This window comes from Haloechinothrix salitolerans (assembly GCF_042662605.1).
Classification (GTDB): Bacteria; Actinomycetota; Actinomycetes; order Mycobacteriales; family Pseudonocardiaceae; genus Haloechinothrix_A; species Haloechinothrix_A salitolerans.
In genome coordinates this window covers 2,255,391-2,273,070 of record NZ_JBHSXX010000001.1, presented here as the reverse complement: position 1 = coordinate 2,273,070, position 17,680 = coordinate 2,255,391, and the positions used below count along the sequence as shown (strand labels likewise).

The 17,680-nt window shown below is 63.3% G+C and carries 12 protein-coding genes and 1 pseudogene; 6 read left to right on the top strand and 7 right to left on the bottom strand.

The genetic code is table 11. The features are described 5' to 3' along the window. Positions 1 to 14: 14 nt before the first annotated feature. Together ACFQGD_RS10695 and ACFQGD_RS10690 are read right to left on the bottom strand one after the other, a co-directional pair. Positions 15 to 1,592 (bottom strand): serine/threonine-protein kinase, encoded by a 1,578-nt coding sequence (locus tag ACFQGD_RS10695; RefSeq protein WP_345401124.1) that lies wholly within the window; start codon positions 1,590 to 1,592, stop codon positions 15 to 17. A gap of 71 nt (positions 1,593 to 1,663) precedes the next feature. Beyond that, positions 1,664 to 1,852 carry a hypothetical protein gene (locus ACFQGD_RS10690; protein ID WP_345401121.1) on the bottom strand — a complete coding sequence of 63 codons (189 nt, stop codon included), beginning with the start codon at positions 1,850 to 1,852 and terminating at the stop codon, positions 1,664 to 1,666. A gap of 419 nt (positions 1,853 to 2,271) precedes the next feature. Between ACFQGD_RS10690 and ACFQGD_RS10685 the strand changes: the two genes are divergently transcribed. The 6 genes and pseudogenes from ACFQGD_RS10685 to ACFQGD_RS10660 all read left to right on the top strand — a co-directional run bounded on the left by ACFQGD_RS10685 (position 2,272) and on the right by ACFQGD_RS10660 (position 13,122). Continuing rightward, on the top strand, positions 2,272 to 2,871 hold the full coding sequence (locus ACFQGD_RS10685) for a hypothetical protein (RefSeq protein ID WP_345401118.1): 600 nt from the start codon (positions 2,272 to 2,274) through the stop codon (positions 2,869 to 2,871). 39 nt (positions 2,872 to 2,910) lie between these two features. Beyond that, the gene (locus ACFQGD_RS10680) at positions 2,911 to 5,751 is read left to right on the top strand and encodes a DEAD/DEAH box helicase (RefSeq protein WP_345401115.1); all 2,841 of its coding nucleotides are present in this window, start codon (positions 2,911 to 2,913) and stop codon (positions 5,749 to 5,751) included. 16 nt (positions 5,752 to 5,767) lie between these two features. After that, positions 5,768 to 9,289: an Eco57I restriction-modification methylase domain-containing protein gene (locus ACFQGD_RS10675; protein ID WP_345401112.1), complete on the top strand. Its 3,522-nt coding sequence runs from the start codon at positions 5,768 to 5,770 to the stop codon at positions 9,287 to 9,289. Then, positions 9,286 to 10,144 (top strand): annotated as a pseudogene (locus tag ACFQGD_RS10670) (IS5 family transposase). The gene ACFQGD_RS10675 and the pseudogene ACFQGD_RS10670 overlap by 4 nt, the downstream one beginning before the upstream one ends. Before the next feature lie 579 nt (positions 10,145 to 10,723). Beyond that, the gene (locus ACFQGD_RS10665) at positions 10,724 to 11,290 is read left to right on the top strand and encodes a hypothetical protein (RefSeq protein WP_390221038.1); all 567 of its coding nucleotides are present in this window, start codon (positions 10,724 to 10,726) and stop codon (positions 11,288 to 11,290) included. Beyond that, entirely contained in the window at positions 11,290 to 13,122 is a 1,833-nt protein-coding gene (locus tag ACFQGD_RS10660) for a DUF262 domain-containing protein (RefSeq protein WP_345399271.1), read from the top strand. The genes ACFQGD_RS10665 and ACFQGD_RS10660 overlap by 1 nt, the downstream gene beginning before the upstream one ends. Positions 13,123 to 13,882: 760 nt before the next feature. Here the strand turns inward: ACFQGD_RS10660 and ACFQGD_RS10655 are convergent. From ACFQGD_RS10655 to ACFQGD_RS10635, 5 genes are all read right to left on the bottom strand, one after another. Further along, positions 13,883 to 14,794, bottom strand: coding sequence for a DNA-processing protein DprA (locus ACFQGD_RS10655; protein WP_345399268.1), 912 nt, complete (start codon positions 14,792 to 14,794; stop codon positions 13,883 to 13,885). A gap of 130 nt (positions 14,795 to 14,924) precedes the next feature. Next, positions 14,925 to 15,764 (bottom strand): hypothetical protein, encoded by an 840-nt coding sequence (locus tag ACFQGD_RS10650; RefSeq protein WP_345399265.1) that lies wholly within the window; start codon positions 15,762 to 15,764, stop codon positions 14,925 to 14,927. Further along, positions 15,751 to 16,965 carry a WXG100 family type VII secretion target gene (locus ACFQGD_RS10645; protein ID WP_345399262.1) on the bottom strand — a complete coding sequence of 405 codons (1,215 nt, stop codon included), beginning with the start codon at positions 16,963 to 16,965 and terminating at the stop codon, positions 15,751 to 15,753. The genes ACFQGD_RS10650 and ACFQGD_RS10645 overlap by 14 nt, the downstream gene beginning before the upstream one ends. Further along, entirely contained in the window at positions 16,965 to 17,189 is a 225-nt protein-coding gene (locus tag ACFQGD_RS10640) for a hypothetical protein (RefSeq protein ID WP_345399259.1), read from the bottom strand. Before ACFQGD_RS10640 ends, ACFQGD_RS10645 begins: the two co-directional genes overlap by 1 nt. A gap of 67 nt (positions 17,190 to 17,256) precedes the next feature. Further along, positions 17,257 to 17,625, bottom strand: coding sequence for an SAV_915 family protein (locus ACFQGD_RS10635; protein ID WP_345399256.1), 369 nt, complete (start codon positions 17,623 to 17,625; stop codon positions 17,257 to 17,259). Positions 17,626 to 17,680: the final 55 nt, after the last annotated feature.

Here is a 17,680-nt window from a genome sequence, read left to right as displayed (position 1 = left end):
CACCACAATATACATCACTTATCGATACGCTCCTGTTTCGGCAACGCATCGAGGATGTCGCGGATCTTGGGCACGGCCGGATAGCTCTCGCCATACGCTTCGAGCAGGTCTCGCAGCAGCTCACGTAGCGTCCGTTCAGCCTCCTCACGCTGACCCGCACTCAGCTGCCATACACCGATCTGCCTACGAAGCTCGAACGGGCGCGGATCGCGCGGCGCATACACACGCTGCTGATCGGCCAACAGCCGCCGGGCTGCGTCAATCGCCGTTGTCATGTCGCCGAGCTTGGCGTGGCACGTCGCATACTGCGCCCGGCATCGAAACACCAGCTCAGCGTCAGGGCCGTGCTGCTCCGCCAGGTCCACCGTCAGTGCGTCGTAGACGGGCGCCGCAGCCCGATAGTCCCCGCCTTCGAAAAGCACGTTGGCCCATTCCAATCGCGCGTTCATCACACCTGGATCGGTCGCCCCGAACGTGGCACTCGCCGCTTCGACGTTGGTGCGCAGCACGTCCGCAGCCTCTGCATATCGCGCCTGCTGCGCGAGCTCACCGGCTTCAGCGCGCGCTTCCTCAACATCAAGACGGGTCACCGCAGGGAGCTGAGTGTCCCTGACCGGCTCGATCTCTGGTTCGGGCGACGGAGCCGCCGCGACCGGAGTCGTATCGACGTCGAACGCCCTGCTCAGGACCGTGGCGTACATCCGGGCTGGAGTGGATACACCTGGTGGCTGTGACAGCCCCGGCATCGGACGGACGTCGGTCACGAGTGGCAATAGGCGCTCATAGACGACGTGAGCCGAGGCAGGGCGATTCTCGGGTTTCTTCTCCAGCAGGGCGAGCAGCAACTCGTCGAGCTCCGCCGGGATCTCCGCCCGATACTCACGCGCACTCTTCGGTGACTCGTCAACCTGTTTGTTCATCACCGCGTACGAGGTAGGTCCACTGAACACGTGACGCCCAGTGAGCATTTCGTACAGCGTGCATCCCAGCGCGTAGAGATCGGTCTGCGGACCGCTCGTGGCAGCAAGCGCCTGCTCCGGTGCCATGTACGCCGGGGTGCCAATGCTTTGCCCCGTCCGAGTGATCTGCGACCCCTCGGTGAGGTCGAGTGCGACGGCAAGCCCGAAGTCCAGCACTTTGACGGTCCCGTCCGGCTCAAGCATGAGATTGGCAGGCTTGAGATCGCGGTGCACGAGCGAGGCCTGATGCGCTGCGGAGAGCACCGAGCACACCTGCGCCGCGATCGCGACGGACCAGCCGATCGACAACTGCTCATTCTCTGCCAGCAGGTCGCTCACACTAGTGCCACGCACCCGCTGCATCACCAGGTACGGTCGGCCGGCCTCGTCCGTTCCGACGTCGAACACGGCCGGAACCCCAGGATGCTGCAGGCGTGCGGTGATTCGGGACTCCCGAACGAACCGTTTCACGAGCTCGTCGTCACGGACGCCGTCGTGGAACCGCACGAACTTCACAGCGATCTCGCGGTCCAGCTTGGTGTCGTGACCTTCCCAGACCTCGCCCATGCCGCCGCGCGCGAGCGGCACTCGCTGCAGCTCGTAGCGGTCGTTCATCACCTTGCGCGACGCCACGCGACCTCCCGTATACGCCTACGTCTTAGGCGTACCACACGTCGGTGCGGGAGCACGCACCGTCGAGACGATCACGACGGTGAGGCGGCGTGCCACCAGCGCGCATACTGCGGCAGGACGTCCGTCATCGAGTGCAACTCGAGCGCGCCCAGGCGGTCGTTCAGGCGCGTTGCGTCCTGGTCGGAAAGCGCTACTAACGGCCGCCGAAGCTTGATACTCCAGCTTTCCCCTAGCGCGGCGAACGTCTTGAGCTCGTCCACGACCGATGCGAGCTCAACGCCATCTGACCATCGGGCCGCTGTGCGAAACTCGACATCGCAGCCGACAGGGAACGTCCGCCCGGCGACTTCAACTGGCTCGTCCAATGTTCGCACTGGTGTGACCGCAGTACCTGACGCGATGACTCGTCCTCGATCACGTGTCGGATTCTTGAAACACCCCCGCGTTGTGTAGAGGAACAACGTGTCACCGGGCGCCAACGCTCGGACCTCGGCTCGCTGCAGGCTAGGGAACGCCATACGTTGTGTCGACAGGATCCAGCCAAGCGCTTCCCGATCACCGATGACGAGCAGGTAGTGAGCCACATCTGCACGATACGACCCAATCCGCGCGAGTAGCGACTCTGCATCAATTACCGCGATGCCGTAGCAAAGAAGCGCGATGATCCGATTGACCGAGCGTGAACCAACCCGAGCAGACCGCTACCGCCCCAGCGCTGTCAGACGACGACTGGGCGCAACTCGCCCGTGCCCACGAGGAGTACCTCACGCAGGTAAGCCCCGCCTACGACGAAGTCTTGCACCAGGTATCGGACCGTATCGGGACGTCAGGCTCGATCGGGAAAGTCGACATCGGTGCCCTGGTGTTCTGGAAGCGCCTCCAGGCGAACACCAAATGGGCTAACAGACTCGGTGCGATGCCCGACCACGACATACGCGCGGTGACCGCCGAGGCTGTCACCGTGGCCAAAGATGGCGACATCCCCACGCCACACGCTGCTGAGCGAGCGCGGGACGTATTGCGGGTGCTGCCGGGCTTCGGGAGCGGTCCAGCTCTCGCCTCCGCGGTGCTCACCGCAGCCGCCCCCGGCCGCATGGCGGTCTATGACCGGCGCGCACGGAATGGACTCACCAAGCTTGGGCTCGAGCTCCCTCGCGAGCGCAGATATGGCCACTACATGGAGCGGGTCGAACAGCTGCGCTTGTGTGCCAGCGAGCGTGGGCTTGACTGGTCAGCGCGGGATGTCGATATGGCGCTCTACATGCTCGGACGCGGTTAGGAAGTCACGATAGATGCACGCGACTTCAACCATGCGCCCATGCTCGATACCCTCGCCCAGGTGACAGGGGATAACACCATTCCGGACATCGCTGCAGGCACTCAGATCATCGTTCGGGACGAGGTCTGGCTCGTCCGCACGGTTCGGCACACCGAGCACGACGGCCGACGCATCGAGGCGACAGGCGCCTCGGAACTCGTGCGCGATCAGGACGCGGTGTTCTTCGACAAACTCGACGAGATCGAGGTGCTTGATCCGCGGAAGATGCGGCTGGTCGCTGACGACAGTCCCGGGTTCCGGCGTTCGCGGCTCTGGCTGGAATCGCTGCTGCGGCAAAGCCCCACCCCGGTAACGAACACCCACATCGTCGCAGGTCACAAGGGTTTGGCCGACCCGATGGAGTATCAGCTCCGCCCCGCCCATCAGGCACTCTCGAATCTGCGCCCGCGCATCTTGATCGGAGACGCGGTGGGTCTCGGTAAGACGCTCGAGATCGGCATCGCGTTGACCGAGCTGATCGAGCGCGGCCGTGGCGAGCGCATCCTGGTGGTGACGCCGCGAGCGGTGCTGGAGCAGTTCCAGCACGAGATGTGGACGCGCTATGCGATACCGCTGGTTCGGCTCGACTCGGACGGCATCCAGAAGGTGCGGCAGACGCTGCCCGCGACGCGTAACCCGTTCAGTTATTACCGCCGGGCGATCGTGTCGATCGACACGCTGAAGAACCCGGCCCGCTACAAGCACCATCTCGAAGGCCAGCACTGGGACGTCGTCGTCATCGACGAGTGCCACAACCTCATCAACCGAGGCACCCAGAACAACCAGCTGGCCCGGCTGCTAGCTCGGCAGACCGACGCGCTGATCCTGGCCAGCGCCACCCCGCACAACGGCAAGCCGGAGTCGTTCGCCGAGCTGGTCAACCTACTCGATCCCACAGCGATCGCCGATCCGAGCAACTACGAGGCACGCGACATCGAGCACCTCTACGTCCGCAGGCACCGCAACTCCCCCGACGTCAAGCGCGAGGTCGGGCACCGCTGGGCGCCGCGCCGCGACCCGAACATCGTGCCCGTGACGCCCACACCGGAAGAAAACGCGGTGCTGGACGAGCTGCGTGACGTCTGGCTGCACCCCGTGTCCGGTCAGGCACCCGTGACCGGCAAGGGCGGCACGCTCTTTCCGTGGACGCTGTTCAAAGCCTTCCTCTCCTCGCCGGATGCGCTGCGCACCAGCATCGAGCGCAGGCTGAAGACCGTCGCGGAGCGGACCGATGCAGGTGCCGAGATAGCCGCGTTGAGCAGGCTCGACGATCTTGCCGGGGCAGCGCAGGAACGAGGTCCGGCCAAGTTCGAGGCGCTGCTGGAGCACCTGCGCGAGATCGGCGTGGCGAAGGACGGCGACATCCGCATCGTGGTGTTCTCCGAGCGCATCGACACCCTGCATTGGCTGCGTGACCAGCTCCGCAGTCGCCTCAAATTGCCGGAGAAGGCCGTCGAGATGCTGCACGCGCAGCTCCCAGACAGCCAGGTCCAGCAGGTCGTGGAGAATTTCGCACTCGCGTCCAGCCCAGTGCGGGTGCTGCTCGCCAGCGACATGGCCTCCGAGGGCCTGAACCTGCACCGCCAGTGCCACCAACTGGTGCACTACGACCTGCCGTGGAGCTTCATCCGCATCCAACAGCGCAATGGTCGCATCGACCGGTACATGCAGGAGCACGAGCCGCAGATCACCGCTCTCGCGCTGACGGCGGATGACCCGACGACCGACAGCGACCTGCGGGTTGTCACCAAGCTGCTCGCCAAGGAGCACACAGCCAATCAGGCCCTCGGAGACGCGGGTGCGCTGCTCGACCTGCGCGATGAGCAGATCGAAGAAGACACCGTGATGGAGTTCCTGCGGCAGGGCCGTGACCTCGACGAGGCCGTGCCCGAACCGGAGCCGGAGCAGCTCAATCCGTTCGCGGCGTTGATGGCCACCGGAGGCGAGCACGAGTCCGATCCGCCGGTGCCGACCGAGCCACGTCGGACCCTGTTTGATGACGACGACAACTTCCTTGCCGTGGCGCTCGCCGAGATCGCCACCCGCAGTGAGAAACTGGACAGGCATCGCGATCAGGAGAAGGACATGATCGCGTTCAACACGCCGGAGGATCTGACCGCGCGCCTGCAGGACCTTCCGGAGACGTACCTACGGGAACAGGGCGTTGCCGAGCGCATTCGCCTGTCCGGCCAACGTCGCTTCGCCGAGGAGCGCCTCGACAAGGCCCGCGCCGACGGCGACACGCTCTGGCCGGATGTGGGCTACCTCGCGCCGGTTCACCCTGTTCTGGAGTGGGCCACCAGCCGAGCACTGGCTCGCTTCGGCCGCGATCAGGCACCAGTGATGGCCGCCGACGTGAGCGAGCCGGTGTTCCTGACCCAGGCGAGCTGGTCCAACGCGCTCGGGCAAGCCGTGCTCACCCACTGGGGTGCCGTCACTGGGCTGCCGGACAGTCCGAGTGTCGGCGACATGCGCGAGGCGCTGGAGCGCGCTGGCCTCAAGGAGGAAGCTCGCAACCCGGGTGGTGTCGGAGCATGGGTGGAACGTCTGCAGTCGCTCGTACCTGCAGCCGTGGACGCCGCCACCCATGACCTGCGCCAACGCCGGGACGAGATGGAAGGCGACCTGCTCGAACGGCTTGAGCTACACCGCAAGCGGCTGACCGCGTGGGAACAGCAGGCGCTGTTCGTCGCCGAGCACAGCAACGCTACCGCCAAACGCAAGAACGTCGTCATCACCACCCGCGACGAGACCTCCGCATTGATCGACTCGCTGGCTACTTCCGGTGAGCCGTTCGTTCGTGTCGTCGGCTTGATCGTGCCCACCGGCCAGGCCGCGTAACTGGGAGAGACACAGCATGTATGACTCCATCCGCAATGTCGGCGACTTCCTGTCCCCGCACTGGCTGTCCGAGGCTTTCCCCGGCAAGCTCAAGACGCTGACGAAGGAGTGGCGCGAGCGCACCGAGCACGGCAAACACAGCCCGCTTCGTGGCCTGACCGGAGCCACCGGGAAGTTTCTGACGGCGAAAGCTTCTCTCCCCCCGCCACACGAAGAGGGCTACGCGGAGGCCGTCACCGAGCTCCATTCGATCCTGCTGCGCGCGCTCGGCTATGACGCATCGCCAACTGAGCTGGACACCGAACACGCGGACACCGCGGTGACCGTACCGCTGCTGGCCCGTCACCAGTCGCCGACGGGCGAGGCGCTGCACGTCCTGCAGGCACGTCCGGTGCCGGACGTCGATGACTTGTTCAGTGACGAGGGGCGGCTACTAGCCCCGGTCAGGGTGCAGACCGGCAAGGAGAAGGTCGACACGATCGAGCCGGTGCCGAAAGCGGTGGAGCGGCTGTTCCTCACCGAGCACGCCCCACGCTACGTACTTGTGCTCGCTGGCGGTTGGATTCTGTTGTCCGATGTGGAGCGTTGGTCGGAGGGGCGCTACCTGGCCTTCGATGTGGACACCGCGCTCTCGCGCAAGGACGACAAAGCCACCGGCGAGCTGGCCTGGCACGCGGGCCTCGTCTCGGCCGACGTGCTGTTGCCATCCGAAGACGGCGCGAGCAAGCTGACGGAGTTCTCCGAGGACTCGGTCAAGCACGCGGTAGGCGTGAGCGAGGATCTTCGCGAGGGGCTGCGTGTTTCGGTCGAGCTGATCGCCAACGAGGTGATCGCACAGCGCAGGGCCAAGGGGGAACCGGTCGAAGGTATTCCCGAGCTGCCGCGCGAGCTGACCACCCAGTCGTTGCGGTTCCTGTATCGGATCCTGTTCCTGCTTTACGCCGAGGCACGTCCTGAGCTGGCGATCCTGCCTGTCGGTGACCCGGATTACGATGCGGGCTACGGGCTGGACCGGTTGCGGGAGCTGATCCAGCGACCGCTGACCGGCCAGTCGCGCGACGGCCACCACCTGCACGACTCGTTGCGGTTGCTGTTCCGGTTGGTCAACGAGGGCCACAACGCCGACCTGAAGACCAGCGACGGCATGGTGTTCGAGCCGCTGCGCGCCGACCTGTTCGAGCCGCGCTACGCCCACTACATCGACGACATCAACCTCAGCAACCACGTGCTACAGCAGGTGCTGGCGCTGTTGCTGCTGTCCAAGGTGTCGAAAAAGAAAGGCGAGCGGCGCGGCTACGTGTCCTACGCGCAGCTCGGCATCAACCAGCTCGGTGCCGTGTATGAGGGGCTGATGGCCTATAGCGGGTTCATCGCCGAGCGCGAGCTGGCCGAACTCGCCAAGGACGGCAACCCGGCCAAGGGAACATGGCTAGTTCCGCGGGAGAACTTGGGCCAGTACGACGAGAAGCACGTCGTGCGCCGCGAGGATCCGCTCACGGGTGAGAGGCACAACGTCGTACATCCGAAGGGCACGTTCGTCTATCGGCTCTCCGGCCGGGACCGTCAACGCAGCGCCTCCTACTACACGCCCGAAGTGCTCACTCAGTGCGTGGTGCGGCACTCGCTGGCCGAGCTGATCACTGAAGACACGCGCGCACAGGACATCCTTGAGTACCGAATCTGCGAGCCCGCCATGGGTAGCGGCGCGTTCCTCAACGAGGCGATCAACCAGCTCGCGGCTGAGTACTTGCACCGCAGACAATCGGAGCTCAACGAGACGATCGAGCCGGAGCAGTACCGCGCGGAACTACAGAAGGTGAAGGCCTACCTCGCGCTGCACCGCTGCTACGGCGTCGACCTCAACGACACCGCGCGCGAGCTGGCCGAGGTGTCGCTATGGCTAAACGTGATGCACCCGGGCTTGAAGGCGCCATGGTTCGGGCTGCACCTTAAGCGTGGAAACTCACTGATCGGTGCCCGCCGTGCCACCTATGACCTCGCCGCACTCGGTCGAGCCAAGCAGAGCTGGCTGAAGACGCCGCCCACCGATCGGCCACTGAGCGAAGGTGAGGCACCCGCGGGGGAGATCCACCACTTCCTTCTGCCGGCAGCTGGATGGGGCGCGGTCAAGGACGCCAAACAGGCCAAGGAACTGGCACCGGAGAAGGTGGAGCAGATCAAGGCGTGGGCAAAGTCCATCGCCCGCAAGCCGGGGAAGAACGAAGTCGCACGACTGCGAGGCCTCGCCCGTCGTGTCGAGCGCCTGTGGGAGCTAAGCCGACGACGCCTGGAGATCAGCGAGCGCGAAGTCGCCCGGCATATCGAGGTGTGGGGTGCTGACATTCCCGCCGACGCTTCAGCCGTGACGCGCGAACGGGTCGAATCGGAGCTGCACGACCCTGACGGGCCATACCAACGGTTGCGGCTCGCCATGGACGCCTGGTGCGCACTGTTCTTCTGGCCCATCACGACGGATGTAGAACCGCCGAACATCGACCAATGGCTCGCCGTGCTGGAAGGCCTGCTTGGTATCAACGGCAAGGATGCGCCGAGCAACCAGGTATCCCTCGTCGAGACCGTCGAAGGGTTCGATGATTTGGCTAATTTGGACGGACTCGAGAAGAGCTACTATGGCATGCGCGACGTTACGTCGCTCTTCCTCGAACACCGCTGGCTCGGCGTGGTTCGTGAAATCGCCCAGCAGGAAGGCTTCTTCCACTGGGAACTCGACTTCGCGCAGGTCTTCAGTCGGGGCGGGTTCGACCTACAGCTGGGGAACCCGCCGTGGGTACGGCTCGATTGGAAGGACAACGAAATACTCGCGGAGCGCGAGCCATTATTTGCACTACGGGAAAAGATTCCGGAAGCGACTTTCCGCAGACAGCGCTCTGATGTTCTTGACGATGAGACTTTCAAACGAATATATCTTACAGAGATAGGTTCTTGGGCAGGAGCAGTTGAGCATCTCGGTGACCCAGCGCAGCATCCGGTTCTCGCAAGCCTGAGAAGCAATCTATATACAAGCTTCATGGAACGAACATGGCGGTCCATGATAAGCACGGGCATTGTCGGAATGCTACATCCAGAGACTCACTTCACCGACCCGAAAGCTGGTCATCTTCGAGCGATAACGTACCGACGTCTACGACGACACTGGCAATTCGCCAATGAGGAGAAACTATTTGATGATATCCACAACGAGACAATTTTCGGTGTCCACATATATGGCCCCATTCAAGAGATTAATTTCCTACAAGTTGCCAACCTGTTCGTCCCAGAAACCTTAGATCGATCGCTGTCACACAGCGGGGAGGGAGATGCACCCGGAATTCAATACGTGTCGGGAGGCTGGGACCACCGGCCGCATGCATCTCGCGTGGTTCATATTACCGAGCACACACTCGGAGAGTGGGCCGCACTATTTGATGAGCCGGGGACGCCTGCCGCTCAAGCTCGCCTACTTCGCCCTCTTGTACGCGAGCAGCTAGGGCGTGTCTCCCGAATATCGGCCGGTGGTTCGCTGATGATCGGTGAATGATCAGAACTGGTGTGATCACGGACGAGTTGTGGGAGTCGATCGAGCCGGTGTTGCCGTCTGATGTTGGGCGGCGTGGTGCGCGCTGGCGTGATCACCGTCAGGTGCTGGAAGCGATCGCGTGGCGCTTTCGCACCGGATCGCCGTGGCGTGATGTGCCCGCTGAGTTCGGCCCCTGGCAGACCTTGTGGAAGCGGCATCGCCGCTGGTCAAGCGACGGCACGTACGAGCGGATCTTCGAGCATGTGCTGTCCGACCACGCCGATACGGGCAAGCTGGACTGGTTGCTGTCGGTGGACTCCACCGTCGTGCGGGCGCACCAGCATGCCGCCGGCGCGCCCTCCGCGGACCACACAGGGGGCCAGGTCGAATGACAAGATTTCCGAGCCGGACGACCACGCGATCGGTCGTTCGCGCGGCGGATTGACCACCAAGGTCCACGCCCTGGTCACCTCCGGTGTCCGCCCGGTGGCCATGCTGCTGTCCGCCGGGCAAGCCGGGGACAATCCGCGCCTGGCGCCGTTGCTCGAGGCCCTGGCCGCGACCGGGCACCGGCCGGATCGCCTGCTGGCGGACAAGGCCTACTCACACCCGTCGACTCGCCGCGAACTGCGGCGGCGACGCCTCCGGCACACCATCCCCGAGCGCTCCGACCAGGCCAAACGCCGTAAGGACAAGGGGTCCGCCGGTGGTCGGCCACCGGGTTTCGACCCCGAGCTCTACAAGCAGCGCAACACCGTCGAGCGCGGTTTCGGCCGGTTCAAGCAGTGGCGCGGAATCGCGACCCGCTACGACAAGTACGCGCGGACCTACTTCGGCGGCGTACTCCTCGCCGCCACCGTCATGCTCGCCCGATGAATCGGGAGACACGCTCTAGACGCGCTTTCGGTGCTCTCTGCTTACCCTTTGCGGATGACTAACCTAGAGTATAAATGTTCAGGGGGATGGAATGAGACACCAGCCAAAGAACTTGGCTATATCGAATGGCGTACGGAACACCCGCCGGACTGGGAAGAGGTAATTCTCCAAGGGCCGCACTTCTTTATTGCTACGCCATTCGCGAAAGAACCGAATGAAAATTGCAAGAGCAATAAGGACTACTCTAACTGGCATCTTGAGGAGCTTCCATCTCGAACCATTCCTCGTACAAACTATCAGCGCGCTTGCGACCGGGAACGCTACGTCGCTGGCCTCACACATTGGGACAGTCGACTCTACACTGATTATTATCGCCTGGCTTGGCGTCGTATGACACAAGCAAGTTCGGAGCGATCATTAATTTCCACAATAATCCCACCAGGGCCAGCTCACACGTATACAGTATTTTCCCTTTTCGTTAACGACAAGCATTCCACCGCCTCCACTGCAGGAGTATGGTCATCACTACCATTTGATTTTCTCATAAAGGTCAGCGGAAAAGCTGATGTGACACCGAACATGGTCGATCGGTTCCCTGCACCGATCGACCACCCTGTAGGGTCATATCTTCTTCTCCGAACGCTCCGTCTCAACTGCCTCACCCGCGACTACGCGACGCTGTGGGAGGAGCTGTACGAGCCCGGTTTCGCCACTGACACGTGGACCGCGCCCTTCCAGGACTGGCCGCAGCTCGGTGTCACCAAACGCGAGTGGACGTGGGAAACCCCCCTGCGTTCAGAGTTCGAACGCCGCGCAGCCCTAGTCGAGATCGACGCTCTCGCCGCGATCATGCTCGGCCTCACTGCGGACCAGCTATGCCTGATGTATCGCGGGCAGTTCGCCGTGCTGCGGAAATACGAGTACAACATGTACTTCGACAATCTCGGTCGAAAGATCGCCAAGGACCACCACGCCCACGGTGTCAAGCAGCAGCCCGAGGACTTCAAGCTCCTGCAGGCATACCTCAATGAGGAGGACTGCGGCGACCTCCTCGACCGCTACGAACCACCGATTACACCGGTCGACCGGGAGGCCGAAATGCGCGCCGCCTACGAGGACTTCATGCGCCGACTGGAGGCCGAGTAATGAAAGCAGACACGCACACCGTTGAACAGCTCTTCGGGCTGGATGTTCGATACCTGGTTCCGCTGTACCAGCGGCCGTACGTGTGGAACGAGAAGGAGCAGTGGGAGCCGCTGTGGGAGGATTTGACGGCGCTGCTGGACCACCAAGAGAACGCCGACAACGGCGAGCTGTGGTCGCACTTTCTCGGTGCGATCGTCCTGGACCAGGAGAAGACCGCGCCAAGTGAGGTGCCACGGTACACGGTCATTGACGGGCAACAACGGCTCACCACCCTACAATTGCTCATCGCGGCCGCTGCCAGGGCGATCGAAGCGGCGGGTGTGGAGAATGACGCGGAACTACTCCGCGAACTCGTCGTCAACAATCCCCGAAAGACGAAGGGCACTGAACGGTACAAAGTCTGGCCCACCAACGCGAATCGTGTCTCGTTCGCCGCCGTAATGGCACCCGACGGACCTCCGGACGGTCACACCAACGATCCGGGCAACCTAATCGACGAAGCCTTCGACTACTTCACCACCCGAATCGCGGAGTATCTCGCTGGCGATGCCGATCCGACGGACGATGCACCGGCAAACACGGACGCAGTGGCCGCGCGCAGTGAGCGTCTACGAATCACGCTGTGCGCGCTCCTCAAGGTCGTATCCATCACGCTGGAGCGTGATGACAATGCGCAGGTCATCTTCGAGACCTTGAATGCGCGCGGCACGCCACTACTGTCCCTTGACCTGGTCAAGAATGCCCTCTTCCGACAGGCCTCGGTTCAAGGTCGTGACACCGACATGCTGTACGAGCAGGTCTGGCGTCCGCAGCTCGATGACGAGTACTGGCGACAGCAACGCAGGCAAGGACGTCTCAACCGTCCCGTCGGTGAGCTGTTCCTGATGCACTGGCTGACCATGCGGCTCGAACGGGTCGTTCCCGCCACGGAACTGTTCGCCACATTCCGGCAAGGCGTGCTACAGCAGCAGAGCGACGCCGAGAGCCTTATCCGGGAATTGTGCACCGACGCGGCAGTGATGCGGTCCTTCGACACAATCGACCCGCATTCCCCAGAGGGTGAGTTCTTCGCCCGGTTTGAACCTCTCGACGCGAGCACCACGCTGCCGATCGTGCTACTGCTGTTTCGATCACCCGAGGTCACCGCCGAGCGCCGCAGGCGCTCGCTGCGCATGCTTGAGTCGTGGCTGGCGCGGCGCGGCCTGATGCGGCTGACCGCCAAGAACTACAACCGACTCGTGCCCCGGCTTGTGGCCGCCATCAAGGCCGACCTGAAGCATGCCGATGACGCGCTCTTCAGCGCGCTTGCCGGTGGCGAGGGAGCCGTTAGCCGCTGGCCGACTGACGAGGAGTTCACGGAGGCTCTCTGCACACGCCCGGCTTACAACTGGGTCTGGCGACCACGCCTCGTGATGGCGCTGGAAGCCGTCGAGGCGCGTTTACGCAGCGACGGCAGGACCGAAAACGTGCCGATCGGTGGTTCGTTGTCCATCGAGCACGTGCTCCCCCAGGGCTGGGAGCAGTCCTGGCCGCTCGCGCTGCCCGAGGGTGACGGCCCAGAGGCCGTACTACGGGCCACAGAGGAGCGCACGTCGAGGATCGACCGTCTGGGCAACCTCACGATTGTGGCGCAGCCATTGAACTCGACCATGTCCAATGCCCCGTGGGAACGCAAACGTACCGCTCTCAACCAGCACAGCGTTCTGCTGCTGAACACCCGGCTCGCGCAACGTGAGAGCTGGGACGAGTCCGCCATCGACGAGCATGGTGCGTGGCTGGCGCAACAGTTGGTTGAGATCTGGCCTGGGCCTGATCCGGAGAATTGGCGGTAGCCTGGACCGTGTCGTTAGGGACACGCGTGAGATGTCCAGGGACAGGCGAGGGGCTGGAAGTCAGGGGTCAGCCGAGTCCGTACGAACTCACGCGTCGGATCACGATCGGGCTTTAGCCACCGGGCGATCGCCAACGCCGACACCTGCGCTGCCCCGGCCTCTCGAAGTGCGAGCACGAGCGACTGCATGTGGCCACCGGACACCCAGGTGTCGTCGACGACTAGAACATGGGAAGAGGGAGGAAGCTGTTGGCCAATCCGGAAGTGTGTAGCCGAAAGACCGCGCGGGTTCTGCGTCGTTGCCGCCTCTACCGGAACTTCCGTTCCTTGCGGGAACACGGCCGCACTCTGATGTAGCGGGTGTTCGCCAGGGCGGCCATTGAGCGACGGTACCGTCGTCCAATGCGTGACTGGGCACGTTCGCAGCTTGGCTACACAGCTCGTGTGCTGGGTGAGAGCAAGACCAACCAGCAGCGAGACGATGGAGCGATGAGTCGGACCTGACAGGCGCGACTTGTAGCCATACATCAGGTGACCCGACTGGCGACCGTCGATCGCGTAGGTGCAGAAGCCGACCGCGTCGGCCAGGAAACGGCCCGCCTGCAGCCGGTGTTCGCGACACGGGTAACAGATATCAAAGCCGTCGACAGGCGTCGCACAGACTTGGCATGTCACGCGCCGCTCACGGACTGGGTTCCGCAGGTAGCCACCCGCATGGGCGCTTAGCGCGGCGGCCAGATCCTGCGGCGACAGAGCTCCGGTCATCCGGACGTCGCGGATGCCGCAAGCGTGGGCAGTGCAGCGTCCTCACGGGCAATACTCTCCACGATGTCGACAACGTCCTCGACGCGGTCTGCCACGTGGACACCTGGGCGCCCGAGCAGAGACTGTGGCCACTCGTTCCTATCCACCACCATTTGGGTCAAAATGACAGGCCGTCCGTGCTCAACCGCGATGCGGGCCTGTGCGCGTGCGCCGCTGGTTTCGCCTGCTTCGACGACGACTGTGGCGAGCCCATAGCCCGACATGGTCGCATTACGCATCAGGAAGTTCTGTTTTTGTGGCGGGGCATCCGGCCAGAACTGTGACAGCAGCAGGCCACGGTTTGCGATAGTGGCCTGGAGCTCTCGGTTCTGTTCGGGGTAAGTCTTCCTGATTCCAGTGCCGATGACCGCGACGGTGCGGCCGGTCGCATCAAGCGCTGCCGCATGGGCGGCTGTATCAATTCCCGCTGCCAGGCCAGAGGCCACCGTGAACCCGGCCGACACCAGGCTTCGCGCTGCACGGGAGGCGAATGCCAAGCCAGGCCCTGTCGCTGTGCGCGAACCGACAATGGAGACTGCCCTATCGTTTTCAACCCAGGTGCCTCGGGCGAACAAGATGGGAGGAACCTGGTGGATGTCTCGAAGTCGCGCCGGGTAATCCTGATCTAGAACCGTCACCAGGCTGAACTCGCCACTCTGCCAGCCAAGAATCTGCGTGCGCGCCTCCTCGAGAGGGTCGCCTGCTGGCTCTATGCCTGGCAGTGTCTGGGGAACATGTCGCTGCCAGACATCAACGGCACTACCAGACTCGATCACCTGGGACGTGATGGCCGACCACGTGAGCTTTCCCGGCCGAACCGTCAGCAGCGCGATCAGGGCCGACTGTTCCTCGAGTGCCGTAGTCTCCACCTGGGCAGCGTATCCGCATGCGCGGCGTGCTGCACCCACGGAACACTCAGCAACCCTGTAGAACATAGGTTCGATTATTGCCGTAGAGTGCGCCCACATGCAAGCCTGCTTGCTGACGTGTCGTTGCCGTCTAGCCGCTGAACGCCGCCGACTGCACTCGCCGTAATGCTGCGCCACTTGCGAGTTCCGTGCGAGCCTCCGGGTGCTTGCCGTAGTAAACCAACACAGCGAGCACGATGGCGGGATCCGCGGCCAGGTACTTACCCGGGATGTGAATCGCGGGTTTGCGACCACGCCCGTCGTCGCTAGGGATCTCCACGGGCTTATCAGCACGCCACAAGCGCGTGAGTTGCACCGGTTCCCATGGGGTTTCGTCGCGGGCGGTGATCAAAATGTCGGGTCCGTCAGTCTGCATCGGGTGAATCATGTCGATCCCAGACCACGGCAAAAACGACCGGAACGTCCAGCCGCGATGCAGGACGCCTTCGGAAGTGACCAGTACGTATCCCAGTGCGTACTTCCCACGTAGCAGCAGGATGGGGAAGGAACCGAAGAGGACCGCGAGAGCGCCCCAGAAGTAGGAACCATCGTCAGCGGAGTCCACGGCCGCCATCACGAAGATCAGCGCGAACGCCGACATGAGCACCGTGATAAGGATGTGGATACGCCGTGAGTACGGGATCTTCAGCCCCCGGTGACCGTTGATATCGGCCTCTGTAATGGGCTCGGTGCCGTTACGGCGGAGTCGCAGCCGAGACTCGACTCCGATCCACAGAATAAGTGCACCGAGAACCGCGACGGCTACTGCGTACCGCGCCCCTCCGTCGTTTTGCTCGGAATACAGCAACGCGGCGACTCCCAACGGAGCGACCACAAGAAGAACCGCGATAACGGCCAAGCTCAGGCGGAAGCGGGGTTCGGCCTCGCGCCGCCAGGAGTCGGGCCACAGATCGGCGTCAGAATACGGCATCCCAGGCATCCTTCACGCCTCCCACAACGGCGGACCCCGCATCGACGGCGGCTCCACCGATCGCCTGACCTACGTCCGCCACTGCCTCGGCGCCGTCCGAGATGGCACCACCGATGTCATCAATCCCATTCTCGAACAGGGAATCGACCATACCGGAAGTAAACACGCCGACCCCTGCGCCGACGATCGCACCGGCCACCGTGCCAGCAACCGGAACCGGGATGGCGCTACCTACTGCAGCACCAGCCGCTACGGAAGTTCCGAACGCCGCGGCACCGGACACAGTAGCCTGGACCGGGTCCTTGCCTTGAGAAATCTCGTAAGCTACGCCAGCGGCGGCGAAGGCTCCACCGGCCTTTAGTGCAAATCGTTCACCGAACCTGCTGGCGTTCATCGCGTCATCAGCGGCTGTCGCGGCGGCTCGCGTGGCTGACTTGGCTCGGTCGAGGTTCTGGTACATCCCCTTCCGATCGGTGACGACGCCGGTATAACCATCGTGCATCACGCTGACATGCCGCATCGCCTGGCTGGCTTCGTTGAGCAGTACTTTCGACTGATTGAGCAGGATTGAACTCTGAGCATGTGCCACGCTTGCGGCGGCTGTAGCGCTGGCGATATCCGTCACCGAAAACCAGGCCTGCGCCGCTACAGAGTTTGACTGCTGATTCAATTGCTCGACGGCGTCTGTCCATTCCGTTCGCACGTTTTCGGCCTCGACCACCGCCTTCTCATAGGCCTTGACCTTCCTGGCGTACGACTCTCCCGCAGCCACTGCCTGATCATGCGCGGCGAGGGCCGCTGGCGTCGCAGCAGCACCCGTCGGCGCAGGCCCGGCGGTCGGCGGAGCCGGTCCAGGATCCTGGATGATGTGACCAGTAACCGTAAGACCAGCAGCTGCGGCATCAGACCGGATACCCGCCATCGTTTGTTGGGCACTGCGCAGGTCAGCGGCGATGTCGTCTAACTTCTGGGCCATGTCTTTCGCGGCATCGCCAAACTCGTCGCCTTTGCGACCGGCGCTGGACAGCTTTGCCCGAAACGCCGTACCTGCTTCCCCCTCCCAGCCAGATTCGGAGTCGCTGCGCGCTCCGTAGACGTGGGTTACCGCGTCTGCGATAGCGGAAGCCAACGAGTCGCGCACCCAGGAAGCGACGGAGCTAATACTTTCCGGGCTTCCTTTGATTTCGGTGTCAATTGGCATCACCGCATCACACCTTGGCTACCGAGCGGCTGCACACGTTCGAACGTGGCACGGGCCGCTTCGTCGTCGGCCACGTATCGATCCTTGGCATCCGAAACCATCGTTGCCACTGCCTCGAGCCCAATCACCAACTGCCCAGCATTGTCGCTGAGTTGTGCCAGGATCGCGGCTATCGCAGCGGTGGCATCTCCAGCATCTGGGCTTTCGGGCAGGGTCTTCCCCACGCTGTCCAAGTCGGTGCTGGCGTTCCGGAGCCGGTCGGTTATGCCGTCGAGCACGCCCGGGTCGGCCTTATGACCTGTCATGCGAACCGCCGCCGCTCCGGAATTCTTCTGGGACGATGACATCAAGAAGCAGCAAGTCGAACGGCTGTGTCTGGTAGAGCTTGTTGAGCAACTCAGTCGGCATGATCATCCACGGTTGCTGGTCGCCGCAGCAAGTCTTGAGCCGGTCGAGCGCCGAATACACCAATAGCGCCGTACGCCCGTCTCGGGTCTGGCGGAGCTCGAGAACGGCATCCTCCGGATTCGAGACGTGCTCCGAACACGGCAAATACACGAAAGGAGGGAACTCGCGCACCGGAGTACCAGCCGTAGGCTGCTCCAGGTCTGAATCCGACATCACGCCCCTGTGACGTTCGACCGCCCGCTGCGGTTCCATGATCGCATCATGGCAGCACGTACCGCTCTCGGCCGCAACAAGGCACGGGCATCCA